The 26936-nt window shown below is 45.3% G+C and carries 24 protein-coding genes; 17 read left to right on the top strand and 7 right to left on the bottom strand.

Going from position 1 to position 26936, the window contains the following annotated elements; translation table 11 throughout:
• The first annotated feature begins 5 nt into the window (after positions 1-5).
• The 13 genes from QUD86_RS00850 (at position 6) to lpxC (ending at position 15636) form a co-directional block, all read left to right on the top strand.
• On the top strand, positions 6-1547 hold the full coding sequence (locus tag QUD86_RS00850; RefSeq protein ID WP_286297345.1) for a UDP-N-acetylmuramoyl-L-alanyl-D-glutamate--2,6-diaminopimelate ligase: 1542 nt from the start codon (positions 6-8) through the stop codon (positions 1545-1547).
• A 20-nt stretch (positions 1548-1567) separates the two neighbouring features.
• Entirely contained in the window at positions 1568-3007 is a 1440-nt protein-coding gene (locus QUD86_RS00855) for a UDP-N-acetylmuramoyl-tripeptide--D-alanyl-D-alanine ligase (protein ID WP_286298563.1), read from the top strand.
• Positions 2998-4167 (top strand): phospho-N-acetylmuramoyl-pentapeptide-transferase, encoded by a 1170-nt coding sequence (mraY, locus tag QUD86_RS00860; RefSeq protein WP_286297347.1) that lies wholly within the window; start codon positions 2998-3000, stop codon positions 4165-4167. The genes QUD86_RS00855 and mraY overlap by 10 nt, the downstream gene beginning before the upstream one ends.
• Positions 4168-4209: 42 nt before the next feature.
• Positions 4210-5796, top strand: a complete 1587-nt coding sequence (gene murD / locus QUD86_RS00865; protein ID WP_286298564.1) for a UDP-N-acetylmuramoyl-L-alanine--D-glutamate ligase — start codon at positions 4210-4212, stop codon at positions 5794-5796.
• A 38-nt stretch (positions 5797-5834) separates the two neighbouring features.
• The gene (gene ftsW, locus QUD86_RS00870; RefSeq protein WP_286298565.1) at positions 5835-7064 is read left to right on the top strand and encodes a putative lipid II flippase FtsW; all 1230 of its coding nucleotides are present in this window, start codon (positions 5835-5837) and stop codon (positions 7062-7064) included.
• Entirely contained in the window at positions 7061-8134 is a 1074-nt protein-coding gene (gene murG / locus QUD86_RS00875; protein WP_286297349.1) for an undecaprenyldiphospho-muramoylpentapeptide beta-N-acetylglucosaminyltransferase, read from the top strand. The genes ftsW and murG overlap by 4 nt, the downstream gene beginning before the upstream one ends.
• Complete coding sequence (gene murC / locus QUD86_RS00880) at positions 8131-9567, top strand: UDP-N-acetylmuramate--L-alanine ligase (protein WP_286297351.1); 1437 nt, start codon at positions 8131-8133, stop codon at positions 9565-9567. Before murG ends, murC begins: the two co-directional genes overlap by 4 nt.
• Positions 9560-10573: a D-alanine--D-alanine ligase gene (locus QUD86_RS00885; RefSeq protein WP_286297352.1), complete on the top strand. Its 1014-nt coding sequence runs from the start codon at positions 9560-9562 to the stop codon at positions 10571-10573. The genes murC and QUD86_RS00885 overlap by 8 nt, the downstream gene beginning before the upstream one ends.
• Entirely contained in the window at positions 10570-11436 is an 867-nt protein-coding gene (locus QUD86_RS00890; RefSeq protein ID WP_286297357.1) for a cell division protein FtsQ/DivIB, read from the top strand. The genes QUD86_RS00885 and QUD86_RS00890 overlap by 4 nt, the downstream gene beginning before the upstream one ends.
• Before the next feature lie 22 nt (positions 11437-11458).
• Positions 11459-12688 carry a cell division protein FtsA gene (gene ftsA / locus QUD86_RS00895; RefSeq protein ID WP_286297360.1) on the top strand — a complete coding sequence of 410 codons (1230 nt, stop codon included), beginning with the start codon at positions 11459-11461 and terminating at the stop codon, positions 12686-12688.
• A 55-nt stretch (positions 12689-12743) separates the two neighbouring features.
• Positions 12744-14084, top strand: a complete 1341-nt coding sequence (gene ftsZ / locus QUD86_RS00900) for a cell division protein FtsZ (protein WP_286297362.1) — start codon at positions 12744-12746, stop codon at positions 14082-14084.
• 111 nt (positions 14085-14195) lie between these two features.
• Positions 14196-14696, top strand: coding sequence for a peroxiredoxin (locus QUD86_RS00905; protein ID WP_100379381.1), 501 nt, complete (start codon positions 14196-14198; stop codon positions 14694-14696).
• A gap of 25 nt (positions 14697-14721) precedes the next feature.
• On the top strand, positions 14722-15636 hold the full coding sequence (lpxC, locus tag QUD86_RS00910; RefSeq protein WP_286297365.1) for a UDP-3-O-acyl-N-acetylglucosamine deacetylase: 915 nt from the start codon (positions 14722-14724) through the stop codon (positions 15634-15636).
• A 17-nt stretch (positions 15637-15653) separates the two neighbouring features.
• Here lpxC and QUD86_RS00915 read toward each other — a convergent pair whose 3' ends face one another.
• On the bottom strand, positions 15654-16157 hold the full coding sequence (locus QUD86_RS00915; RefSeq protein ID WP_286297367.1) for a hypothetical protein: 504 nt from the start codon (positions 16155-16157) through the stop codon (positions 15654-15656).
• Between the two features lie 55 nt (positions 16158-16212).
• Between QUD86_RS00915 and secA the strand changes: the two genes are divergently transcribed.
• The 4 genes from secA (at position 16213) to QUD86_RS00935 (ending at position 21588) form a co-directional block, all read left to right on the top strand.
• Positions 16213-18978 (top strand): preprotein translocase subunit SecA, encoded by a 2766-nt coding sequence (secA, locus tag QUD86_RS00920; protein ID WP_286297369.1) that lies wholly within the window; start codon positions 16213-16215, stop codon positions 18976-18978.
• Positions 18979-19048: 70 nt separating this feature from the next.
• Entirely contained in the window at positions 19049-20284 is a 1236-nt protein-coding gene (argJ, locus tag QUD86_RS00925) for a bifunctional glutamate N-acetyltransferase/amino-acid acetyltransferase ArgJ (protein ID WP_286297370.1), read from the top strand.
• Between the two features lie 11 nt (positions 20285-20295).
• Positions 20296-21156, top strand: coding sequence for an ATP-binding protein (locus QUD86_RS00930; RefSeq protein WP_286297372.1), 861 nt, complete (start codon positions 20296-20298; stop codon positions 21154-21156).
• A gap of 12 nt (positions 21157-21168) precedes the next feature.
• Positions 21169-21588, top strand: a complete 420-nt coding sequence (locus QUD86_RS00935) for an NUDIX domain-containing protein (protein ID WP_286297374.1) — start codon at positions 21169-21171, stop codon at positions 21586-21588.
• Here QUD86_RS00935 and zapD read toward each other — a convergent pair.
• From zapD to QUD86_RS00965, 6 genes are read right to left on the bottom strand one after another with little or no spacing between them, the layout of a single operon-like run.
• Positions 21585-22337 carry a cell division protein ZapD gene (gene zapD / locus QUD86_RS00940; RefSeq protein WP_286297375.1) on the bottom strand — a complete coding sequence of 251 codons (753 nt, stop codon included), beginning with the start codon at positions 22335-22337 and terminating at the stop codon, positions 21585-21587. The genes QUD86_RS00935 and zapD overlap by 4 nt on opposite strands.
• Positions 22338-22348: 11 nt before the next feature.
• Positions 22349-23035 carry a dephospho-CoA kinase gene (coaE, locus tag QUD86_RS00945; RefSeq protein ID WP_286297377.1) on the bottom strand — a complete coding sequence of 229 codons (687 nt, stop codon included), beginning with the start codon at positions 23033-23035 and terminating at the stop codon, positions 22349-22351.
• On the bottom strand, positions 22990-23493 hold the full coding sequence (locus tag QUD86_RS00950; RefSeq protein WP_286297378.1) for a prepilin peptidase: 504 nt from the start codon (positions 23491-23493) through the stop codon (positions 22990-22992). The genes coaE and QUD86_RS00950 overlap by 46 nt, the downstream gene beginning before the upstream one ends.
• Positions 23490-24563, bottom strand: coding sequence for a type II secretion system F family protein (locus QUD86_RS00955; RefSeq protein ID WP_286297379.1), 1074 nt, complete (start codon positions 24561-24563; stop codon positions 23490-23492). The genes QUD86_RS00950 and QUD86_RS00955 overlap by 4 nt, the downstream gene beginning before the upstream one ends.
• Entirely contained in the window at positions 24554-25636 is a 1083-nt protein-coding gene (locus QUD86_RS00960; RefSeq protein WP_286297381.1) for a GspE/PulE family protein, read from the bottom strand. The genes QUD86_RS00955 and QUD86_RS00960 overlap by 10 nt, the downstream gene beginning before the upstream one ends.
• Positions 25633-26916, bottom strand: coding sequence for an HlyC/CorC family transporter (locus QUD86_RS00965; protein ID WP_286297383.1), 1284 nt, complete (start codon positions 26914-26916; stop codon positions 25633-25635). Before QUD86_RS00965 ends, QUD86_RS00960 begins: the two co-directional genes overlap by 4 nt.
• Positions 26917-26936 lie beyond the last annotated feature (20 nt).

Genomic DNA, 26936 nt, shown 5'->3' on the forward strand with positions numbered 1-26936 from the left:
CAGTTATGTATACAGAACCTCATCTATTGGTTTCCCATTTGCGTGAACTGACTCCTGCTTCGGCAAGAGCATGTGCTGACTCTCGTCAGATTCAGAAGGGTGATATTTTCTTTGCATATTCCGTGGGTCATGGTAATGCGCTGCGTGATGGACGGCATTATATTAACGCTGCCTTAGAAAATGGTGCTGCAGCTATCGTATTTGATCCTTCTGGTGATATTGCAAATCCCTATCTAGAGCATCCCCAATGTTTTGCTATTGAGAATCTTGCCTCATTGGCAGGTCCGCTTTGTGCGCAATGGTATGGGTATCCCGGCGATCATCTTCGGGTAATTGGTGTTACTGGTACTAATGGTAAGACTACGATTACCCAATGGCTTGCGCAAGTTATGGATGAGAAAAATCATCGGGTAGGATTGCTTGGAACCCTCGGCACTGGTTTTGTAGACTGCTTAGTACGTACTGGCTATACAACACCTGATGCCCCTCGTTTACAAACGCAACTAAAAGAATTTGTAGATGCTGGTGCGAGCCAAGTAGTAATGGAAATTTCTTCACATGCGCTAGACCAAGGTCGAGTTGCTGGCCTGATAGTTGAGTGCGCTGTATTCACTAATTTGACACAAGATCACTTGGATTATCACGGCACAATGTCTGATTATGCCAAGGCAAAAGCAATGCTCTTTGAGCAGCCTGGTCTTTTGCATGCAGTGATTAACTTTGATGATGCATTTGGTCGCGAGCTTGCAACTCGCTTGTTGGCTAAAAATGGCCCTCAAGTTTGGGGGTATGCACTTAGTCAAGATGCCTTCACTGAATTTGAGAAATTCGGAGACCGCCTAAAACGAGCATATACAAAAAATAGCGCTGTATCTGTGATGGGCTATCAGTCCGTCTTGAGCTGTGAGGGCATTGATTCAGCATTAGTGCAGCTCCCAATAATAGGTGCGTTTAATCTCAGTAATTGTTTGGCAGTCTGGACTATTCTATTGAGTCAAGGGTTTCCGTGTGATGAGGCTACAAAACGAATAACGAAGTTAAGCCCAGTATCGGGTCGTATGGAGTTAATTCAACTCCATCGATCTCATAAAACAGCACACCCATTTATTGTTGTGGATTATGCGCACACACCCGATGCACTAGTTAAAACGTTAGACGCACTTCGCCCTATAGCCAATCAAAGGGGTGGAAAAATATGGTGCGTATTCGGTTGCGGCGGTGATCGCGATATGGGTAAGCGTTCGCAAATGGGATCTGTAGCCCAAGAGTTTGCTGATCATGTCATTGTCACTAGTGATAATCCCAGATCTGAAGAGCCAGACGCCATTATTGCCATGATTAAAGCAGGCATGACAGCTGATGTAAAAAATGTGCAATTTGTTTCGGATCGTGCTGCTGCAATTATGGCGGCAGTACGTCATGCAGATGTAAAGGATGTTGTGCTCATTGCCGGAAAAGGTCATGAATTTACTCAGGAAATTAATGGTAAGAAATTTGATTTCTCTGATCAAGAACATGTCCAGCTCGCTGCGGGGAGAAGCGTGTGAGTCCATTCATTACAAAGCCAATGACTACGCTATCTCGAATGCAGGCAATGCTACCAGGCAGTCAGCTGCTCCACATCGCACCCGAAGATGCCAAAACATTATCAATTTCGCGAGTAAGTAGCGATAGTCGAAAGGTTCAGGCGGGTGAACTGTTCATTAGCTTGGTAGGCGATCGATTTGATGCCCATGATTTTTTGGATGATGTGGAAAGTGCGGGCGCTAGTGCTGCACTTGTTTCCAGTCTAGATAAGTGTCCAAAGCATCTTCCGGCAGTATGCGTCCCAGATGTTAGAAAAAGCTTGGGTCAGCTGGCACAAGCATGGCGTGCACAGTTTTCGATTCCAGTAGCCCTTGTCACTGGCTCCAATGGAAAAACTACTGTTAAAGAAATGATTGCCTCTATATTTAAGGGGGCAGTAGGCTTAGACCAGGTGCTTGTGACTCAGGGAAACTTGAATAATGATATCGGTCTGCCATTGACCCTCTTGCGTATGCGCGAGAGCGATCGGTTGGCTGTGATTGAGTTGGGGATGAATCATCCTGGTGAGACTGCCCAGCTAGCTGCTATTGCACAAGCCAACATTGCAGTAATCAATAATGCTCAACGTGAGCATCAAGAATTCATGGCTACAGTCGAGGCGGTCGCAATCGAGCATGCGACTGCGCTGAGCGCATTACCGATTAATGGCGTGGCAGTTTTTCCGGCAGATTCTGAATTTACTAGTCTATGGCGTCAAGCCTCTGTGGATCGTAAGGTGATAGATTTTGCTTTTGCAACTGATCATCAAGTTATTAGCGCATCAGTAACGGGCTCATCCCTATCCAATGGAAAAGTTGAAATTCAAACTGAGCAAGGCGTTATTGAGGTTCGACTCAATACGCTGGGCGACCATAACATCAGGAATGCGCTTGCAGCTAGTGCCGTTGCTTTGGGTGCGGGCCTTAGTCTTGAAAATATTAAAACAGGCTTAGAGTCTTTTTCCCCGGTTAACGGCAGGATGCAGTCTAAATACTTAAGTGCACAGCGTACGCTGATTGATGACACTTATAACGCTAACCCTGATTCTGTTTGTGCTGCGATTGATTCACTAAAGCGATCAGGAAATATATCTTGGCTCGTGTTGGGTGATATGGGTGAAGTCGGAGATCAAGGCCCTGCTTTTCACGAAGAGGTTGGAGCTTATGCAGCTGAATGCGGAATTGCTCAATTCTTTGCATTAGGGGAGCAATCTCATTTTGCGGCGCAGGGTTTTAATAAGATCAAAAATGAGCGGGCGCTCACTTCTCACGCATTTCACTTTATGGATATTGATCAATTACTAGAGGTAATGAGCACTCAATTGGGAGCGCTGCCCAACAGTCAGGATCAGCAGTTGGATATTTTGGTTAAAGGATCTCGTTTTATGCGTATGGAGCGCGTGGTTCAGGCTTTGCTAGAGGAGGCTAAGACATGCTCTTAATATTGGCGCAATGGCTTCAGGATGACTACGGATTCTTCCGAGTATTTAATTACATTACCTTTAGAGCGGTGATGGCAACTGTGACCGCCCTTTTAATTGGCTTAGCAGCAGGCCCTTGGGTTATTCGTAAGCTGGTGGCATTAAAAATGGGTCAGGCAGTGCGCACTGACGGCCCTCAAACGCATTTGGTGAAATCAGGCACACCAACAATGGGTGGTGTGTTGATTCTGCTGGGCATCTTTATTTCTTGCATGCTGTGGGCGGACCTCAGTAATCGATTTATTTGGATTGTGATGATTGTGACCTTTGGTTTTGGTCTAGTAGGCTGGGTAGATGACTATCGCAAAGTGGTTCGTAAAGATCCCAAGGGTATGGCTTCAAAGGAAAAATTCTTGTGGCAAACCTTAATTGGGCTATTTGCCGCCGTTTACTTAGCATTCTCTGTATCTGAGGTGAATAATCTCAAAGTATTGCAGTTGTTCTTAGATTGGCTTCGGAGTGGTTTTGCTTTAAATCTACCCGCAAAATCTAATTTGCTGATTCCGTTCATGAAGGAAATTAGCTATCCATTGGGAGTAATGGGCTTCATCATTTTGAGCTACTTAGTGATTGTAGGCAGTAGTAATGCGGTGAACTTGACGGATGGTCTTGACGGCCTAGTCATCATGCCAGTGATTTTGGTCGGAGCCGCTCTGGGCGCATTTGCTTATGTAATGGGAAATGCCATATACGCTAAATATTTATTATTCCCTTATATTCCTGGTGCTGGTGAGCTCATGATTTTCTGTGGAGCGATGGGAGGCGCAGGCCTAGCCTTTCTTTGGTACAACACACATCCTGCCCAAGTATTTATGGGCGATGTAGGCGCGCTTGCATTAGGCGGCGCCTTAGGCACTATCGCAGTGATTGTTCGTCAAGAAATCGTACTGTTTGTGATGGGCGGCATTTTTGTTGCTGAAACCTGTTCAGTCATATTGCAAGTCTTATGGTTTAAATTTACCAAAAAACGTTTTGGAGAGGGGCGCCGTATTTTTAGAATGGCGCCGCTACATCACCATTTTGAATTAGGTGGCTGGCGCGAAACACAAGTAGTCGTGCGATTCTGGATCATCACTATTTTATTAGTACTCATTGGCCTGTCGAGCCTGAAATTACGGTAAGCCAAAAATATGAATATTTTAGATAACCCTTTCGCAAATCCAATGCTCTTAAAGGATGCGGAATACCAAGGTCCCGAACATTTCTTAATCCTTGGATTAGGCGAATCTGGCTATGCGATGGCTAAGTGGTGCCTACGAAATGGGGCTAAGCTAAGCCTTGCCGATACTCGTGAACGTGTAAATCTGAGTGAGCAACAAAAAGCCTGGTTGAGCGACTTGGAATCTTCTGGGCTAAAGGATGTTTTTCTCGGATCCCTTGATGTTCTACTTCTTCAGCACGTTGACGTTATTGGAATTAGTCCAGGACTATCTCCGCTGCATGAGCCTATTCAGTCATTTTTAGCAAAAGCACACGAGTTGGATGTGGATATCTGGGGTGAGATGGAATTCTTTGCTAGAGCGATTGCCGCACTAGATCGGATGGCTCAGGTAGATCAGTCAGTATATAAACCAGCCGTGTTAGCTATTACTGGAACCAATGGTAAAACCACCACAACAGCATTAACGGGCCAACTATGTGAACGCGCTGGGAAGAAGGTAGCCGTAGCGGGAAACATTAGTCCTGCTGCTTTAAATAAACTTATGGCCTGTTTAGATGAGTCAGATCAGATTAGCGACTTACCTGAAATTTGGGTTTTAGAGTTATCGAGTTTTCAACTGATATATACGAGCACCTTTAACGCAACTGCAGCGGCTGTATTAAATATTACGCAAGACCATTTAGATTGGCATGGTGATATGCAGGCATACGCTAGTGCTAAAGCCAATATTTTTGGCTCAGACACTATCTGCATTTTAAATCGCGATGACTCCTTGGTATTGAGCCTACTGTCTCAAGAGCAAAGGGCCAGCAAATCAATAGTTACTTTTGGTTCAAATCGACCTGATGAGCAGGGTGGCTTTGGTATTGAGCATGACTTGCGAGCGGGTGGTATTGACTGGTTGGTATGGGCTGAGATTGATGAGGATTTAGAGCTTCAACCAAAGCGTCGCCGTAAGACAGTGGTGGTAGATGAGGAGCCACTGCGTCTAAAACGATTAATTCCAGCAGATGCACTACGTATTCGTGGTCGTCATAATGCCCTTAATGCTCTGGCTGCACTGGCTTTAGCAAGGGCTGCAGGATTGCCCATGAATGTCCTGTTACATGGTCTGCGGGATTATCACGGTGAGCCACATCGAGTACAAAGCATAGCTATCGTTGCTAACGTTGAGTACGTCAATGATAGTAAAGGTACAAATGTAGGTGCTACTGTTGCTGCACTCAATGGATTTAGTGCAAATGAATCTGGCAAGCGTATTTGGTTAATTGCAGGCGGTGATGGAAAAGGTCAGGATTTCAGTCCTTTGCGTGAGCCAGCCTTAAGATTTGTAAAGGGTGCCTTTTTGATTGGTAAAGATGCCCCTACAATTGCCGCGGTTTTAGATGGGGTCGTCCCCTGCGTTATGAGTCAAACTTTGCAAAATGCAGTGCAAGAAGTTGCTAAAAAAGCGCAGTCTGGGGATATTGTTTTATTGTCTCCATCCTGCGCTAGTTTTGATCAGTTCAGTGATTACATTGCACGTGCCGAAGTATTTATCGCGGAAGTTGAAGAGTTGGGCATGCAATTCGAGGGAGTGCACGCTTGAATTTGAGAAAAAAATTCTTTCCTGAGAACCGATTAGGTTTGGGGCGCTTCTGGAATTTCTCTAGGGGTGGAATTGATCATTTTCGAAGTGGCTTAAGAGATGCTGTATCGGGTGTGGAGCAAACTCGTTCCAAGATGATGGATTATGACCAGTTATTAGTATGGGCTGTTCTATCGCTCATGCTTATTGGTTTAGTGATGGTCTATTCTGCCTCGATTACTTTGGCCGATGGACCTAAGTATGCAAATTACAGTAGTAATTTCTTTTTAATTCGCCATGTAATTTCTCTTACGATTGCGATTGGTGTTGCTATCTGGGTTTTTAAGATTCCGACCAAAGTATGGGATCGCTACTCTCCTATTATTTTTGGTTTTACAGTGCTACTTTTGATCGCAGTGTTAATTCCAGGTGTTGGTAAAGGCGTGAACGGAGCTAAGCGGTGGATTCCATTAGGGCTAATGAACTTTCAGCCATCGGAACTGATGAAGTTTGCCGCTGTGATTTTTGCTGCGAGCTATACCGTACAGCGCCAAGAGCATTTACATTCATTTGTTAAGGGGATGCTACCAATGGGCGTCGCCGTTGCTTTAGTGGGTGGATTACTCATGGATGAACCAGACATGGGCGCGTTTGTTGTGGTGGCTTTAATTGCGTTTGGTGTTTTATTTTTGGGTGGTATTAACGCAAAATTGTTCGGTGGTCTTGTATTGGTTGGATTGCTGAGTGGTGCCATCATGATTGCGCTGTCGCCATTTCGTCGAGGTCGGATGCTGGCTTTCATGGACCCATGGCAGGTGGATAACGCAGCTAATAAAGGATATCAGTTAACCCATTCATTGATGGCATTTGGCCGTGGTGAGTGGTTTGGTTTGGGTTTAGGTGGCAGTGTTGAAAAGTTGCACTACTTACCAGAAGCCCATACAGACTTCATCATGGCTGTGATTGGTGAAGAACTCGGATTTGTAGGCGTTGTAGTAATGATCTTCTTGTTTTACTGGATCGTGCGTCGCGCTTTTTTAATTGGCCGGACTGCTTTGCAATTAGATCGAAGCTTTGCTGGGCTTGCTGCCAAAGGTGTAGCGATTTGGATTGGTTGGCAGGCATTCATTAATATGGGCGTTAACTTAGGTTTACTGCCGACTAAAGGACTAACACTGCCACTAGTAAGTTATGGTGGCTCTGGCATTTTGATGAATGCTGTTGCTATGGCGATGCTGCTCAGAATTGATTACGAAAATCGTATCTTGATGCGTGGAGGTAAGCTATGACGCAACCTTCAATTCTAGTGATGGCTGGTGGAACTGGCGGACATATTTTCCCTGGGCTTGCAGTTGCAGAGTACCTACGTATATGTGGCTGGAAGGTTTCTTGGCTTGGCAATCAAAGCGGAATGGAATATCGATTGGTAAAAGCATGTGATTTTCCATTCGAGGCAGTTGATTTTGGGGGGCTTCGTGGAAAAGGTATTAAAGCTAAATTGATGCTACCCATGAACCTCATTAGAGCGAGTATTCAGAGTTGGAAAATTTTACGTCGCTTAAGACCTAATGTGGTTTTAGGTATGGGTGGCTACATTAGCTTTCCTGGTGGCTTGATGAGTAAATTGCTCAATAGACCACTAGTGTTGCATGAAGCAAATTCAGTAGCGGGTAGCGCTAATTTAGCTTTATCTAAAATTGCCATGCGGACCTTAACGGGTTTCCCAGGGGTGATGAAGGATGCTGAGTGGGTAGGCAATCCTATTCGTGCAGAATTTGATTCTTTAGAATCACCTACAAAGCGTTATGAACAGCGTACTGGGAACTTATCTATTTTGATAGTGGGTGGTAGTTTAGGTGCCGCCGCCTTAAATGTAGTTATTCCTGCGGCTCTGGCGATGATAGATAAGGCTTCACGGCCAAGCATCATCCATCAGGCTGGCGATAAGCACTTAACTGACTTGCAGCAGCGATATCAAGCGCTAGGAGTCGATGCTGATATTCGTCCGTTTATCGAGGATATGCCAGCAGCATATGCCCAGGCAGATTTAGTTATTTGTCGGTCGGGCGCAATGACTGTTTCAGAAATTGCTGCTTGTGGCGTTGCCTCCTGCTTAATTCCTTTCCCATATGCAATTGATGATCATCAAACTGCAAATGCTCAATTTTTATCAAATGCAGATGCAGCAGTACTCATTCCTCAGCATGGCCTCACTCCAGAAAATCTTGCATTGCTTATTCAAAATTACAGCCGCCAAGATTTGCAGATCATGGCCGAGCGTGCGTATGCATTATCAAAACCATATGCAACTCAGCGGGTAGCTGAAGTTTGTGCAGACTGTGCAGGAGTCAGAATATGAAGCATATCGTTCAGCAGATTCACTTTGTTGGTATTGGTGGTGCAGGCATGAGCGGCATTGCTGAGGTTCTACTCAATTTGGGCTATCAGGTCTCTGGCTCGGATTTAGCTGAGGGTGCTGTCACTAAACGACTTAGAGAGTTAGGGGCCACTATTCATATAGGACACGATCCTAAAAATATTGGTACCGCAGAGGCGGTTGTTATTTCTACGGCGGTTACTGGCAATAATCCTGAAGTTTTAGCCGCGCGTTCGGCAAAAGTGCCGGTCATTCAGCGTGCAGTCATGTTGGGCGAGCTAATGCGCTTAAAGCAGGGTATTGCAATTGCAGGTACTCATGGAAAAACAACTACTACTAGTTTAGTTGCATCAGTATTGGCTGAGGGTGGTCTAGACCCGACATTTGTGATTGGTGGAAAATTAAATTCTGCGGGTGCTAATGCGCGCTTAGGTCAAGGCGAATTTATTGTAGTTGAGGCTGATGAATCAGATGCTTCATTCTTACAGCTATTTCCAGCAATGGAGGTCATTACTAATATCGATGCTGATCATATGGATACTTATCAGCACGACATGGCTAGGCTAAAGCAAGCCTTTGTACAATTTACTCAGCAGATGCCTTTCTATGGTGTAGCGGTCCTCTGTATTGATGATGAAAATGTTAGAGACATCATTCCTTTTGTATCGCAGCCAGTATTACGCTATGGCCTGTCAGAAGATGCTGATATTCGTGCCAGTAACGTTCGTGCTGAAGGCACTCGAATGCATTTCACGGTAGATCGTAGGACTGTGCGTCGACATGGTAACAAGCCAGGACCTTTGCAAATTCAATTGAACCTACCTGGCTTACATAATGTACAAAATGCTTTGGCTGCAATTGGCATTGCAACAGAGTTGGGTGTAAGCGATGAAGCCATTGTTCAGGCGCTATCTCAATTTAGTGGCGTTGGCCGCCGATTTCAAAAGCATGGTGCGATTCCATTGGCTAGTGGCGGCAGCTTTACTTTGATTGATGACTATGGACATCATCCGGTAGAGATGGCCGCTACTTTAGCTGCTGCTCGCGGTGCTTATCCAGACCAAAGATTGGTGTTGGCATTCCAGCCACATCGATTTACGCGAACGCGTGATTGCTTTGGTGAGTTCGTGCAGGTTCTGAAAAACTTCGATGCCTTAGTTCTAACAGAGGTTTATCCGGCCGGTGAAGCAAAGATTCATGGTGCAGATAGTGAAAGCCTTATAAAGGCAGTGCTTGCAACAGACCAGGACGGTAGTGGCGTCATCGATATCTCAGCTGTGGAGTTTGCATCAACGGTTGCTGAAATGCCTCAAAAATTAAGCGCTGTACTTCGAGATGGCGATGTCTTAATTACGATGGGCGCTGGTTCAATTTCAGGATTACCTCACACCTTAGCGGAGGTAAAGCATGGCTAATCAGAATAGTCAGATACTTTCTTGGGCTGAGCGCGTTAAGAAAGACTTAGCGAATCTGAATATCGAGTCACTTGGGCGAGTTGGTGTTTTGCTTGGTGGACGCTCTGGAGAGCGTGAGATTTCCCTGATGTCCGGAGGTGGTGTTCTTGAGGCGTTGAGGTCAAAGGGGGTTGATGCTCACGCTTTCGATCCTGGCCTGCGCTGCGCAACAGAACTAGCGAGTGAAAAATTCGATCGTATCTTTATTGCGCTACATGGACGTTTTGGTGAGGATGGAACCATTCAAGGGTTACTGGAGCTGTTGGATCTGCCTTATACCGGCAGTGGTGTATTGGCCTCGGCTTTAGCAATCGATAAGATTGCCACTAAGCAAATTTGGTTAAGTAATGGTCTTTCCACTCCCGAGTTCGAGGAGTTGACAGTAGATAGTGATTGGGATGCAGTAGTTCAGCATTTAGGTTTGCCGTTAATCGTGAAACCAGCACATGAAGGATCTTCCTTAGGGCTAACTAAAGTGCAATCCATAGAACAGTTGCCTGCGGCTTATGCGCTTGCCAGCGCTATGGATATGAAAGTCATTGCAGAGACATGCATTATTGGAGATGAGCTCACATGTCCTTTAGTGGGTTTTGGCGAAACTGCCGAGGCATTGCCCGTTATCAAAATTATTCCGCCGCAAGCAAACTATGATTTTCATAACAAATATTTTTCTGATGAGACGCAGTATTTATGTCCGACTGGCTTATCTCCAGAAATCAATCTTGCTGTTCAAAATTTATCACTAGCTGCGTATCGCGCATTGGGTTGTAACACCTGGGGTCGTGCAGATGTCATGTTAGATCAAAAAACAGGCCGACCTTATTTGCTCGAGATGAATACCTCTCCAGGAATGACCTCTCATTCTTTGGTACCAATGGCTGCAAAAGCTGCTGGGATTGACTATGCTGAATTAGTGCTATGGATTCTGAGTCAGACACTGAGTGCTGTGAAGGTAAAGCAACTATGAGTCGAGTGAGCTCCTTCATCAGCGGTTCTGGTGAAATTTTCTCTTTACTAGCTTCCCCGCTTTGGGATTATCCGCATCGGATGCAAAAACTGAGTCGGTTTTTAGTGCTTTGCTTTGTAGCGATATTACTTATTGGGGTTTTAGTTTGGCTCAGTCAGCGACCAGTTTTTGTTTTAAAGCAAGTGGTCATTGAACCTGCTGTTGGACAGACACTGATGCATATCAATAAACCCGTTGTTAGGCAGCAGGTTTTAGACACAGTACAAGGAAACTTTTTTAGCGTGAGACTAGAGGATGTTAAGCGCGGATTTGAGACGATGCCTTGGGTACGTCACGCCAATGTTCGTAGAGTTTGGCCCAATGGTTTGGCGATCACTATTGAGGAGCAAAAACCGTTTGGCATTTGGAGTGGAGCAGATAGCCATACGCTGATGAATACCCATGGGGAACTTTTTTCAGGGCGTGTGTCAGATGTAAGTGACAACATTCAGTTGATTGATGTTTCAGGACCAGAGGACTCTAGTAAAGAGGTGAAGCGCCTTTATGAAAAAGCTAATGCCTGGTTTAAACCTTGGAATGCGGAAGTCAAAAGTTTGACCTTATCTGAGCGTTACGCTTGGCATGTCAAGCTTTCCAATGGCATGAGAGTGGAGTTTGGTCGTGATGAAGAAAATTCAGACAAAACGTTGACTGAGGATAGGGTAGCTCGCTTATTTAAATATTGGCCCCAAGTGCAGGAAAAATGGGCCAATCGGATTGATGCCATTGATTTGCGATATGCGAATGGTTTTACTGTACATCTTGCATCTACAGGCATGAAAAATAATGAAGCAGGCATTAAAAAGACAGAGCAAAAGCAATGAAAAATCGGAATAGAAAATCATCATGAGTAAAGACAATCGCGATTTATTAGTAGGGTTAGATATTGGCACTTCAAAAGTAGTTGCTTTGGTTGCTGAATTAGCCCCTGATGGTCAATTTAATGTAGTTGGCGTTGGACAAACCGCCTCTAAAGGTTTGAAAAAAGGGGTTGTCGTCAATATTGAGGCGACAGTACAGTCTATTCAGAAGGCGCTTGAAGAAGCTGAGGTGATGGCTGACCGTCAAATTGCTCAGGTATTTACTGGCATTGCCGGAAATCATATTGTGAGCTTTAACTCTAGCGGCATGGTGGCTATTCGAGATAAAGAAGTAGGGGCAGGTGACATTGAGCGTGTTTTAGAAACTGCTAAGGCAATCAATATTCCCACCGACCAACAGATTCTTCATATTCTGGTTCAAGAATTTATTATTGATGGACAAGAAGATGTCCGTGAGCCAATTGGTATGAGTGGACTGAGGCTTGAAGTTAAGGTACACATTGTTACTGGCGCAGTGAGTGCAGCCCAGAATATTGTGAAATGTGTAAGACGATGCGGCTTAGAGGTCAATGACTTAATTCTTCAACCGTTAGCCTCTAGTTTGGCAGTGCTTACCGACGATGAAAAAGAGCTTGGTGTGGTATTGATCGATATCGGTGGAGGCACTACCGATATCGCAATTTATTGCCAAGGATCTATCCGTCATACCGCCGTGATTCCAATCGCAGGCGATCAAATTACGAACGATATTGCGATGGCATTGCGCACTCCTACAATTGATGCCGAAGATTTAAAAATTCAATATGGCATTGCCCGCCAAGATATGGCTGATCCAGCAACCATGATTGATGTGCCGGGTGTGGGTGATCGCGAGCCGCGCCCCATGTCCAAGCAAGCTTTAGCAGCAGTAATAGAGCCACGCGTTGAAGAATTATTTACCTTAGTGCGCGGCGTAGTGCGTGATTCTGGTTACGAAGATATGGTGTCTTCAGGAATCGTGCTTACTGGCGGCAGTACTTTAATGCCGGGCATGGTTGAATTAGCTGAACAAGTCTTCTTAAGACCTGCCCGTATTGGTACGCCAGAGTATCGCGGTCACTTACATGAGGTGTTACGTAGCCCACGATTTGCTACTAGCATCGGTTTATTAATGGAAGGTCAGGCGCAATTATTACGCGGCCGCAGAGTATCTCAATCGGGCGCGTTACAAAGTGTGATCTCGCGCATGAAGGAATGGTTCGCAGGAAATTTTTAAGTTTTTGTTTTTTACTTCGTCGTCAATGTAGTACCTTATTTACCTTGGAGGGTATATGGAATTTGAAATGTTAGATCAAGAAATGGCCGGAAAAACCATTATCAAAGTGGTTGGAGTCGGTGGCGCTGGCGGCAATGCTGTTCAGCATATGATTCGTCGTGGTGTGAACGGCGTAGAGTTTATTTGCATGAACACCGATGCCGGCGCATTACAGCGTTCTGAGGCCTCTGTGAATTTGCAACTAGGTTCTAGCGGTCTCGGCGCCGGCGCAAAGCCTGAAATCGGTGCAGCCTCTGCTGAAGAAGCAAGAGCGCGCATTGCAGATACATTACAGGGTGCGCATATGGTGTTCATTACTGCGGGTATGGGTGGTGGAACTGGTACTGGTGCAGCACCAATCGTTGCACAAGTCGCGAAAGAGATGGGCATTTTGACGGTGGGCGTCATTAGTAAGCCATTTGATTTCGAGGGTGTTAAGCGCCTAAAGGTTGCAGAAAACGGTGCGGCTGAGCTGGAGTCTTATGTTGATTCTTTGATTGTGGTTCTCAATGAAAAACTCTTCGAAGTGATGGGTGAGGATGCTGAGTTTGATAAAGCATTTGCTTGCGCTGATGATGTGTTGCATAACGCGGTTTCTGGTATTGCAGAGATCATCAATGTACAAGGCTTAATTAACGTCGACTTTGAAGACGTAAAGACAGTCATGGGCGAGCAGGGTAAAGCCATGATGGGTACAGCAACAGTTTCCGGTATGGATCGTGCGCGCTTGGCTGCAGAAGCGGCAGTTGCATCTCCATTGCTAGAGGGTGTTGATCTTTCTGGAGCGCGTGGCGTGTTAGTAAATATTACTGCTAGCCGCTCATTAAAACTGTCTGAAACACGTGAGGTGATGGCTGCGATTCGTGGTTATGCTGCTGATGATGCAACCGTTATTTTCGGTACCGTGTATGACGGGAGCTTAGGTGATGCATTAAGGGTAACGGTAGTAGCTACTGGCTTAAATAATCCCCAAGCACGGCAACATCATCAACCAGAAGTGGTTTGGAGACAAGCAACAGGAACTCATGATGCTATGCCAACCATGGCTGATTTAAATAGCTTTGCCCCATCAAGTGCATCTGCAGCAATGACGAGGGTCAGTATCGACTCAGCGTTAGGTACTAATGCTGGAATGGCCGTGGTAGGTGCAAGTAATGCATCTTCAATGCCAGTGCAGCCTGCAGCCAGTGGGGTTGATTACAGTCAATATGATTTGCCACGTGTGTTCCGTAGTTCACGAGAGGCTACACCTGCACCTACATTGGGTGCTGATAGCTCACCTCAGGCAAGAACTATGCTGGATAAAGGCGCTGATTATTATGAAATACCAGCCTTTTTACGAAAACAAGCAGATTAAACTATTGCTTGATGTAATGGTAAGTTACAAAATGCCAGCGCGGCGCCCCTCCGGACGACGAATCCCGCGCTAGCGTTGGCAGATTTATGACGACTATTTAATGGAGATTTTATGATTGCAGTTGGACAGAAGTTACCTAATGCTACTTTGTACGAATTTTTAGATGAGGCGACTGAAGGTTGCTCCATCGGACCTAATGCGTTCGAAGTTGAAAAATTGACTGCTGGTAAAACAGTGGTGATCTTTGCGTTGCCTGGTGCATTTACGCCTACTTGCTCCGCAAAACATGTTCCTGGATTTATTGAGCATTTTGACGCACTCAAAGCTAAGGGTGTGGACGAGATTTGGTGTGTGTCAGTAAATGATCCTTTTGTTATGGGTGCTTGGGGCCGCGATTTGAAGGTGGGCAATAAAGTGCGTATGCTAGGTGATGGTAGTGCGGAGTTCACTAAAAAATTAGGTATGGAGTTTGACCTGATTGCCCGTGGCTTAGGTGTTCGCTCACAACGCTACGCTATGATTGTTCAAGATGGTGTGGTGAAAACGCTAGATCTCGAGGCACCAGGTAAGTTCGAGGTAAGCGACGCCGCTTCAGTATTAAAACAACTGTAAGTAATTATTCCTGAGTAAATAAAGCATGATGAAACAACGCACAATTGCTGCCCCGATCAAAACTGTCGGTATTGGTTTGCATTCGGGTCGCAAGGTTACCTTGTCGATTAAGCCGGCCCCTATTAACTCAGGAATTTTATTTGTTCGGGTAGATACTCCAGCGCAGTCAGTCGTGCCAGCCACTGCGCTAGCTGTATGTGATACGCGCCTTGCGTCTGTTATTCAAAATGAGGGTGTGCGCGTTTCTACTGTCGAGCATTTACTCTCAGCCTGTGCAGGACTGGGCCTTGACAATCTCATCATTGAGTTAGATGGTGAAGAAGTGCCCATCATGGACGGTAGCGCTGCTTCATTTTTGTTCTTGATAGAATCTGCTGGCATTGAAGAGCAGAATGCGGCCAGACAATTTGTCGTTATTAAAAAACCAATTGAAGTAAGAGAGGGCGATAAGCTTGCTCGCTTAGAGCCATTCTTTGGTTTTAAATTGGATTTCACAATTGACTTCAAGCATCCCGCCGTGGATAAGACGGGACAACGCTTTATTGTTGATTTTGCTGAGCATGCCTACCGTAGTGAAATCGGACGTGCACGCACCTTTGGGTTCGCACATGAGGTCGAAGCATTGCGGGAAATGGGTTTGGCAAGGGGCGGCAGTTTAGACAACGCCATTGTGTTAGATGAGCATCGCATCCTGAATAACGAAGAATTGCGTTATGAAGATGAGTTCGTAAGACATAAGATTTTGGATGCGATTGGGGATCTTTATTTAGTGGGTCACCCGATTGTTGGATCTTATATTGCAGAAAAGTCAGGCCATGCTTTGAATAATGCTTTACTGCGAAAGCTTTTAGAAGACCCAAGTTCTTATGAGATTGATAGTTTTTCTGAAAATAAGGCACCAAAAGCCTATTCAAAAGAAAGCCAGCCCCTCTTTTTCTAACTCCTTAGGCTCCCAAATTACTTCGGTTTACTCTGAAGCAGTCGTTCGACCGCCTTGCGCAATTCTGAATCCGGGGCTAACTTCTCTAGCAATGACTCCCAAGAAGCTCTTGCCACAGGGTTAAATCCTTTTGCACGTTCAGTGGTCTTGCGAGCGGTTTGGGGCTTAATCTCCCAGCTTGCTGGTGCAGGTTTTGTGCGAACTTTAATGGCTGAGCAAATGACCCCATTTTTGGATAACTCATTGATTAAGCTAGGTAAAATCTGCTGAAGGCGAGTAGCAATGCTAGCTCCACTGACTAATAAAAAGAGCTCATTTTGACCTCCTGATCTCCAGCCTGGCTCAATTTTTGGGCTTAGGTGGTCTAAATCCAGCGTAGTCAAAGCAGACTTTAGGGCCACTTTGAGCCGAACTAAATCCTCTGTCTTGGCTAAAATTCCCCCAAGACCCTCAGAATGACGAAGATAGTCGAGCCATTCATGGGCTGCTTTCTTGCGAGGGGGCTTAGGTGCAAAGTTCATGGGTAAAAGAGGGTACGGGTGATAAACTCAAGGTCTTAATTTACTTCAATATCCCATGGTAATCGGTCTTCTAAAAACCCTGGTCGGCAGTCGAAACGACCGCTTATTAAAACAGTATCGCAAGGTGGTTGCCAAAGTTAGTGCTTTCGAGCCTAGCCTGCAAGCTTTGGATGATGCTGCACTTCAAGCTAAAACTGCTGAGTTTAAATCTCGTCTAGCATCCGGCGAATCGCTCGATAGCATCACTCCGGAAGCTTTTGCTGTCGTGCGTGAAGCCAGCTCCCGAGTAATGAAGATGCGCCACTTTGACTCGCAGATTATGGGTGGTCTAGCACTGCATCAGGGCAAGATTGCTGAAATGGGTACAGGAGAGGGCAAAACGCTCACCGCAACACTTCCTGTTTATCTCAATGCATTAAGTGGCAATGGTGTGCACGTTGTAACCGTGAACGATTACTTGGCTCAGCGTGATGCTGAGTGGATGGCAACTCTCTATAACTTTTTAGGGATGAAGGTCGGCGTGAATCTGTCACAAATGGATCACACCACTAAGCATGAGGCTTACGCTGCTGACATTACTTACGGAACCAATAATGAGTTTGGTTTTGACTACTTACGCGACAATATGGTCCAGGATCTCGGCCAGCGCGTGCAGCGCGGCTTAGCTTATGCCATTGTTGACGAAGTAGACTCTATTCTGATTGATGAGGCACGTACTCCATTAATCATCTCCGGTCAGGCAGAAGATCATACGGACCTCTACTTAAAGATTAATGCTTTACCAGCATATTTAGAATTGCAAATTGGTGAAGAAAAAGCAGATGGTACTGGAGTTAAAAAACCTGGCGATTATTGGGTAGATGAAAAAACACAACAAGTCTATTTAACAGAGCAAGGGCACGACAAGGCAGAAACGGCTTTAGTCGAGCTAGGCGCGTTAAATGATGGCAATTCTTTATATGCCCCACAAAATATTACTCTGATGCACCATGTGTATGCAGCGCTTCGTGCGCATACCTTGTATCACCGAGATCAACAGTACGTTGTTCAGAACAATGAAGTCATCATCGTCGATGAATTTACTGGACGATTAATGCAGGGGCGCCGCTGGTCGGACGGCTTACATCAGGCGGTAGAAGCTAAGGAAGGTGTACCGATTCAGAATGAGAATCAGACACTAGCAACGATTACGTTCCAGAATTATTTCCGTATGTATGGCAAGTTGGCGGGAATGACCGGTACTGCAGATACTGAGGCTTATGAATTCAAGGAGATCTATAGTCTTGAAACAGTGGTGATGCCGCCCAATCGCATCAGCCAAAGAAAAGATCGTCAAGACCAAATTTATAAAACGTCTCGTGAGCGTTACGACGCAGTCATTAGAGATATCGAAGATTGCTATAAGCGGGGACAGCCAGTATTGGTTGGAACCACTTCAATTGAAAACTCTGAATTAATTGCGGGTATTTTGGACAAGAGCCAGTTGCCGCATCAGGTCTTGAATGCCAAGCAACATGCACGTGAAGCCGAGATTATTGCTCAGGCTGGCCGGCCTAAGATGATCACTATTGCCACCAATATGGCTGGTCGTGGAACCGATATTGTGTTGGGCGGCAATGTAGGCAAACAATCTTCTTTAATTGAAGCGGATGATCAGTTTTCAGAGGCTGAAAAATCAAGCAAGATTAAGGCCTTACAAGATGAGTGGCAAAGTTTGCATGATCAAGTATTGAGTGCTGGCGGCTTACACATCATTGGTACAGAGCGCCACGAAAGTCGTCGTATTGACAACCAATTGCGTGGCCGTTCTGGACGTCAGGGTGATCCTGGATCTTCCCGTTTCTACCTTTCCTTGGATGATTCCCTTCTCCGTATTTTTGCTGGAGAACGTTTGCGGGCTGTGATGGATCGTCTCAAAATGCCAGATGGCGAGCCTATTGAAGCTGGTATGGTGACTCGCTCTATTGAGTCTGCACAACGCAAGGTAGAGGGTCGCAACTTTGATATTCGTAAGCAGTTGTTGGAATACGACGATGTGGCGAATGATCAGCGTAAGGAAACATATCGCTTACGAAATGAAGTGTTGGAGAGTAGTGATGCCGGTGATTTAATTGCTAACCTACGTGAAGATGTGTTGCGGAGTATTTGTGGCTTGTATGTTCCGCTGGAGTCGATGGAAGAGCAGTGGGATTTAGTAGAGCTTGAGAAAGTACTGGCGAGCGATTGGGGTCTCACTCTTGATCTGAAGAATTGGGTTGAGAATTCTGCATCGGTTGATGATGCTCAGATTGTTGATAGGGTGTTACAGACCGCAAACGAAGTGTATGACGCCAAAGTAGAACTTTCTGGTCGAGCCTCTTTTGCTGGTTTTGAACGCTCTGTTTTGCTCTATAGTTTGGATACCCATTGGCGTGAACATTTAGCCGCCTTGGACCATTTGCGTCAGGGTATTCATTTGCGCGGCTACGCCCAAAAAGATCCAAAGCAAGAGTATCGTCGCGAGGCATTTGAGTTGTATGGCGAATTGCTGAATGTGATTAAGAATGATGTTGTCAAAAGCATCATGACCGTGCAGATCCGTAGTGCAAGCGAATTAGATGAGGCTGCCGAGTCAATGAATGAAGACCTTGCTAGGCTTTCTGACGTTCAATACCAACATGCCAACGCCGATAATGAAATTGCTGGATCAACGGGGGATCGTGGTGCAGCGATTGCTGTGACTCCTGCTCCTGCTCGAACTGGACCAAAGATTGGTAGAAATGATCCTTGCCCTTGTGGTAGCGGTAAAAAATACAAGAGCTGTTGCGGCGCATTAGCTTAGATTGCATATTAGTACATAAGAGCTGCCAGATTAGGCGGCTCTTGAATGCCTCATCTACAATTGTCAAATCATGACAGTGAACTTACCTCTCCCCCAAAAAGACCAACTTAAGCCAGTCAAAGGCTTTCGGATGGGTATTGCTCAAGCCGGTATCAAAAAAGCGAACCGCAAAGATTTGCTGGTGATGACATTAGTGCCGGGATCGCAGGTCGCTGGTGTTTTCACACTCAATCGGTTTTGCGCTGCCCCTGTTCAAGTTTGTCGTGAGCATTTGGCTCAGAATGGTGAGCATGGTGAAATTCTTGCCTTAGTGGTCAATACTGGCAATGCCAATGCAGGAACTGGTGAGCAAGGCATGAAAGATGCTTTAGCTACTTGTAAGGCGCTCGCCCAAGATTTAAAACTAAACCCAGAACAGATTCTGCCTTTTTCAACCGGAGTCATTCTAGAGCCACTCCCCATTGAAAAAATCATCAACAATCTACCCAAGGCAGTAGCTAATTTGGATGAAGGCCATTGGCTTGATGCTGCTGAGGCCATCATGACAACCGATACCCAACCTAAGGCGAGTTCGATCACGGTGCAAACATCTGCAGGCCCTGTCACGATGACCGGTATTTGCAAGGGTGCAGGAATGATTCATCCGAATATGGCAACCATGCTTGGCTTCATCGCGATGGATGCTGGTTTTGCCCCTGGCCTACTTGCTGCACTAACCCGTGAGGTAGCAGACCTATCCTTTAATGCAATTACGATTGATGGCGATACCTCAACAAATGATTCCTTTATCGTGATGGCAACAGGCCAGGCGTTAGTCGATATTCAGTCTGTGGATGATGAGAACTATCGTCTTGTACGCAACGCTTTAATTACGCTGGCTCAGCAGTTGGCGAAAATGATTGTAAGAGATGGTGAAGGTGCGACAAAGTTCATAACCATTGATGTAGGCGGTGGTAAGACGGCACAAGAATGCCGTCTTGTAGCAGAAGCAGTAGCTCACTCACCTTTGGTGAAGACAGCTTTTTTTGCTAGTGATCCAAACTTGGGCCGCATTCTGGCGGCGATTGGTTATGCTGGGATTACGGATCTTGATGTGGACCAAGTGCAGATGTGGCTTGGGGATGTTTGGGTGGCAAAAGATGGTGGACGCAATCCAGATTACCAAGAGGCGGATGGTCAAAGAGTAATGCAGGCCCCAGAAATCACCATCAAAATTGATTTAGGTAGGGGCTCTGCGCAGCAAACTATGTGGACCTGTGATTTATCACATGAATACGTCTCTATCAACGCCGATTACCGCTCATAACAAGATCCTCTATGAATGAAAAATTAGACCAACTCTTAAGTCATCTTGAAACATTTTTACCAAAGCAGTTGACTCAAGAGCAATGGACGTCCACTACAGCCTTTAGATGGCGTCGGCGTGATAGTATTTTTGGGAGTATTGGATTTTTGCAACCCGTCAAGCATGTGGCAGACATTTCATTTGATGACCTTAAAAACATTGATCGTCAGCGTGATTCAATTCGAGACAATACGAAAAATTTTATTCTCGGAAAACCAGCGAATAATATTTTATTAACAGGTGCACGCGGCACTGGAAAGTCTTCCCTCATTAAAGCTAGCTTGCATGAATTCGCAAGTCAGGGCTTACGCTTGGTGGAGGTAGAAAAAGAGCACTTAGCCGATTTAGCCGACATCACAGAGTTATTGGCTGATAGACCAGAGCGTTTTATTATTTTTTGTGATGACCTCTCATTTGAGGATGGTGAATCGGGCTACAAAGCCATGAAGTCTGCATTGGATGGTTCGGTATCAGCTCAGGTCGATAATATTTTGATTTACGCCACATCGAATCGGCGTCATTTATTGCCCGAGTATATGAAAGACAACCTGACATATGCACATAGTGATGACGGAGAGATTCACCCGGGTGAGGTGGTAGAGGAGAAAATTTCTTTATCTGAGCGATTTGGCTTATGGCTGTCGTTCTATCCACCAAAACAAGATGAATACCTTGGCATTGTTGCGCATTGGCTGGCTCATTTTGGTTTGAGCGACAAGCAGATTGAAGCTGCTCGCGCAGAAGCATTAGTCTGGGCCTTAGAGCGTGGCTCACGCTCGGGTCGAGTAGCTTGGCAATTTGCTAAGCATTGGGCTGGCTTACATGCCACATAACTTGAGACGCCCATGAGTCAAGGCGACCGTCCGATTACTGAGGTGGCTGCAGGGATTCTATTAGATTCTGAGGGTCGATATTTATTAGGCCAGCGTCCTGAAGGTAAGCCCTATGCAGGCTACTGGGAGGTCCCCGGTGGAAAAATCGAAATTGGTGAGTCTGTCTTTGATGCACTTAAACGTGAATTACAAGAAGAGCTTGGCATTGACATTGATGCTAGCGAAGAGCTAACTGTTTTGGAGTATGACTATCCACATGCTTATGTGCGTTTACATGTCAGTGTGATACGTCAATGGAGCGGGACTCCTACTGGGTGTGAGGGTCAGCAGCTGTCTTGGCAATTACTTTCGGATCAAGCGCCTAGTGTTGAACCTTTGTTGCCTGCGGCTTGGCCGATGTTAGAAAAACTAAGAGGCTTACTGAAGACTTAAAACTGGCAGAGCGTTAATCTAAATGGTACATCGTCACTTACCAGTTGCGGCTTACAATCTCGGTCAGTTTTCATAAAACGAATAGAGAGTAAATATTTGTTTGCGCTAATCTCAGAAAAGAGCAAATCATCTTCAACAGCAATCCGCATCAATTGATAGACCTTACCCGAAGGGGCTTGCTGAAATGATCCTTGGTGAGCAACGACATTTTTAGCTTCACCAGATTGACGTAGTAGGCGTAAAAATATTTGACAGGCCTCTTGCCATGGCAAAAGTGGCGCTACATATTTTTCTAATACTTCTCTGCGCTGGTTGGAGGGACTATTCTTCCAAGCATGGTAGCTAGGTAAATCTATTGGACTAGTTCCACCAGGAATATTCAGGCGTGTACGAATACCATTGAGCCACTCACTTTCAGTAATCACAGCATTCGGTTTACCCATGGATCGATTGATATCTAGTGCGGCCTTATCGATATCTAAAATCGTTTGGGATAGCGCTTCTTGATCTACTTTTTGAGATGACTTTAAGCCATTCAAAGTATATTTTTGACGCTCGAATTCTTTCAGGAGAAGGGATTTGATGTCACCACGAGAGCCGATATCACCCAAATCGAACAGCATTGCGATGGCATTGTGATGAAGCTCAGGATCATCTGATCTAAGAAAGTGATTAAAGCGGGCGAACAGATACTCCAGCCGAAGCATGCTTCGAACGAGTTCGTTAAAGGGATATTCGTAGACGATCACAAGGCTCTATTCTATGATGAACCTGTGGTGCGATAACTAATTTTTAGTAGTTTTTGGTGCAGATTGAGAACTGCTTTATTCAGGCTATCTAGATCACCTTGATTCTCAATGACTGCATTGGCACGAATAAGGCGCTCTTCTCGACTAGCTTGAGCATTCAGGATGCCCTCTACTTCATCACGAGTCAGATTATTGCGCTGCATCACTCGCTCTATTTGGGTTTCTTTTGGGCAATCAACCACGACTAAATAGTCAATGAGTTTGATCCAGGTTCCAGACTCGATCAACAGTGGCACTGAAAATACTAGATATGGGACCTTTGTTGTCGATAGTGCTAATGCACGCTTAGCAGTTTCTTGGCGAATCAGGGGGTGAGTAATGCCTTCGAGGGCTTGCCTGGCATCGGGATTCTTAAAAACTAGCTTACGCATTTGAAGCCGATTTAACGCTCCTGTGGCGTCGATAAATTCAAGTCCAAATACCGCTTTAATCAATGGAATGGCACTTCCACCAGATGCAGTAATTTCATGAGAAATCAGATCGGTATCAATAATTCCAGCACCCAGCGCGCCAAGTTGATCGCTCACTAGGGTTTTTCCAGAGCCAATCCCGCCGGTTAGGCCGACCAAAGGAATATGCCCTTTTAGGATGCCTAAATCAATTTGGGCAGTAGTAGAGTTGGAATGATTTGAGGCCATAGCAACTCAATGATGCCAGCAATGGCTAAAAAAGGGCCAAAAGGTAGTGCCTGGCTTAATGAATACGATTTAAACTTGAGCCACGCAAATCCGACTATTAATGAGGTGATCGAGGCTATCAGAAGAATGCTGGGGAGCGTACTCCAGCCTAGCCATGCGCCCAAGCCTGCTAGCAACTTGGCATCACCCATACCGATGCCGTTCTGGCCTCGGTAAAGTTTGTAGATAGCATTTAAGGCCCAAATAACGCCATATCCCACGGGTATACCAAGAAGTGACGCTAGCGGGGTTGTGATGGGCAACTGAGCTGTGTAATTAAATACAAGACCTAATGCGATGAGGGGGATCGTAATACGATTGGGAAGCCGAAAGCTTTGCCAATCAACATAGGCCAAATAGAGAAGGGTTCCTACGAACCCAGCCTTCGCCATCACGGCAATATATTGGGGATCAATCAAATGATTTGTCCTAAGTTAAAGATTGGAAGATACAAGATGATGACTAAGCTGCCGATAATAATGCCGACCAAAAGAATGAGTAAAGGCTCTAAGCTCTGACTCAGTGTGTGTAGCTGTCCACTGAGCTGAGACCCCAGAGTATGCGCTCGCTTATTGAGCATTTCCGATAATGATCCCCCTTCAGCGCCAATATGCAGTAGCAACAAAGTTTCAATGTCTAAAAGTATGGAGTGTGGATCGGCTCTTTTAAGTGATTCGCCTAATGGCCATCCACGGGTCAGATGTTTAAAGATTTCAGCGCTCATGTCATGGCTTACCCAGTTGTTGGATGATTGCGCCGTCACTCGAAGTGCATCCGGAAGGGGTAGGCCGGCCTCTAAAAGATGGCCCAGGGTTCTGCACCAGTGACTGAGCGTTGCTAACCGCACTAAATTACCTACTAAGGGTAGACGGAGGGTGAATTTATCGCAATACTTTTGCAAGGAGATGAATCTAATCCAGCTATAAATAAAAGCCCCTAGCCCTAAAAAACATAGACTCAGTAGCTCTATAAAATTGCTTTGTATCGTGCTTGAAATAGCAATGAGCACCTTAGTTGGCGTTGGAAGCTCTGCCTGGAAATGACTAAAGACATCCTTAAAAACAGGAACCACCCAAACCATCATGACTAAGACTAGTAAGAATGAGGTGGATAAAGTGATTACAGGATAAGTCAAAGACTGGAGTACTTTTCTACGTAATTCAATTTGGGCTTCTAGTTGCTCAGAGATAGTACGCAATGCTAGTGCAAGATCTCCAGACCTTTCACTTACTCTAATCAGGTTATAAAACTCAGGAGAAAATTTCCCGCCTTGCGCACTTAAACAGTGAGAGAAGCTGTTGCCCTTTTGAAGAAGCGCATGAAGATTTTTTAACCATGATTGCCTAGACTTTGGGGCGGATTGAATAATCAGCCGTATGCAATTGAGTAGAGGCAGGCCTGCATGAAGTAGCGCCAATAATTGCTGAGAAAAGTGGAGCTGCTCCGTTTTACTCAAAGATCGATTTAAAAATGGGTTAATTAGTGCCAAATACCTACCTCAGCATCCAAGGATTCCTGATCAATTAATCCTGCTTGAACTGCTTTTCTGCCAGCCGTGTACAGATTGCAGTGGGGAGTTAATCCATTTAATTCATTACTACCTAGTACCTCATGTACTCCCACTCGACCAAAATAACCAGAGCCTCTGCAATGCAAGCATTTCGAAAGCCCGCCATGGTTCGTGCAGAAACGACAGGGTTTGCGCACCAGTCTTTGTGAGCTAACGCAGCGAAGACACGATTCGACAGATTCTTGATCAACACCAAGCATCTTTAGCCGACTTAATGCGCCTAAAGCATTGCGAGTATGCAGGGTGCTCAATACTAGATGGCCTGTTTGTGCAGCCTGAATGGCCAGTTGCGCAGTAGCTGCATCTCGTATTTCACCAATCATGATGACATCAGGATCTTGCCTTAATAAGGCGCGGATGATGATGGGAAAATCTAAACCTGCACGTGGGTGATAGGCAACTTGATTGACTCCTGGGAGTCGTATTTCAATAGGATCCTCTACAGAGCAAATATTGCGTTCAATTTGGTTCAACGCATTTAGACAGCTATACAGTGTGCGGGTTTTACCGCTGCCTGTGGGGCCGGTCACCAAGATCAGGCCATTGGTCTGGCGGATGGCTTGATGAAAAATTGCCAATTGTTCTGGCAGCAAGCCAAGTTTATTGAGGTCCAGATCTTCTATTTGGCTAGGGAGTATGCGGATAACTGCTTTTTCACCATACAGCGTAGGCAGAATAGAAACCCGGCAATCAATATTGGGCTTACTGAAATCGAGCCCAATTGAAAGACGGCCATCTTGCGGTAAGCGTTTCTCAGCGATATCTAAGCGAGCTAATATTTTGATGCGAGCAAGCAGGCGCTCATGCAGATCAATCGGAAATTGACTTTGCATTTCTAGTTGTCCGTCTATCCTCACACGGACAATGGTTTCCTGAGACCTTGCCTCGATATGAATATCCGTTGCTCTGGAATTTAACGCGTGAACCGCAATCTTGTACCAGGTATGAATAATGTGTGAGTCATGGAGTGAATCCTGTTGTGAGCGACTCAATCTAGATTTGGATGAGGTCTGTAGAGTTTGACAGTTTTAACACCTTGCTCATCAAATTGCACAATTTCTAATACAACATTGGCAATTTTGATGCTGACGTCATGATCCGGAATAGCCTCTAATTTTTCAAGGATGAGCCCATTTAATGTGCGCGGTCCTTCAAGCGGTAAATTCAGATCTAGAAGGCGATTTAAGTCTCGCAGGGCAGCAGTCCCACTCGCAAGGTAGGTGCCGTCTTTAAGCCAGCGTGGATCATGAGAGAGATTAGAAAATGAGGTTGTAAACTCACCAATTAATTCTTCGACAATATCCTCGAAAGTCACTAAGCCTAGTAGCTCGCCGTATTCGTTGACTACCAAGCTTAAGCGCTGTTGATTGTCTTGAAAGAATTGCATTTGTTGTAACACAGGTGTGCCACTGGGTATAAAGTAGGGTTCATTGAGAAGCGCCTTAAAGTCTTCATGGTGCAATTCATTATTACCGAGCAAAGACAGTGCTTTTTTTACCGAAAGAATACCAATAATACGTTCAGAGTCACCATCACAAACAGGTAGTTTATTGTGATAACACGTCTCCAATTGCTCCATCACCTCATTGATTGGCCTTGATACATCTAGCACTTCAATTTTGGAGCGAGGTGTCATTACATCATCGACCAAGATGTTTTCTAAGTTAAATAAATTCAGCAGAATATTTCTATGGTGAGTAGAAACAAAGCGGTTAGATTCTAGGACAAGGCTACGCAATTCTTCCTTGCTCATGGCTCTACTTTCAGTAGAGGTTTGCAATCCGGAAATCTTCATGAGATTTGATACTAAGGCGTTAATCAACCAAAGTAGTGGCTTTAAAACATAAGCCAATGGCAGAATAATCCACCCTACGTTACTGGCAATTTTTTCTGGAAAAGCGGCACCAATGACTTTGGGAATAATTTCACTAAAAATGATAATTAACATTGCCACAACTAAGGTAGCAATCGATAGAACTAATGCACTATCGCCAAATAAGTGCAATGCAATCCCAGTCACTAAGATCGGCAGAATGGTATTGATCAAATTGTTGGAGATGAGCAGAACAGAGAGTAAAGAATCGATTCTTTTTAGTAGTCGCTCGGCCAGTGCAGCGCCAGGATTGCCGTTATTGGCCATTGCCCTGAGTCGATGCCGGTTAGAAGACAGCATGCTTGTCTCGGTCATCGAGAAGAAGCCCGAAAGTGCTAGCAAAAACAGGACTAGTGCAACTTGACCAACAAACGGCCAGTCATCAAAAAAAGTGTCCATCAAATATGCCTAGAAAGAAT

The sequence above is a fragment of the Polynucleobacter sp. TUM22923 genome, assembly GCF_030295705.1.
In the GTDB taxonomy this organism is placed as follows: domain Bacteria; phylum Pseudomonadota; class Gammaproteobacteria; order Burkholderiales; family Burkholderiaceae; genus Polynucleobacter.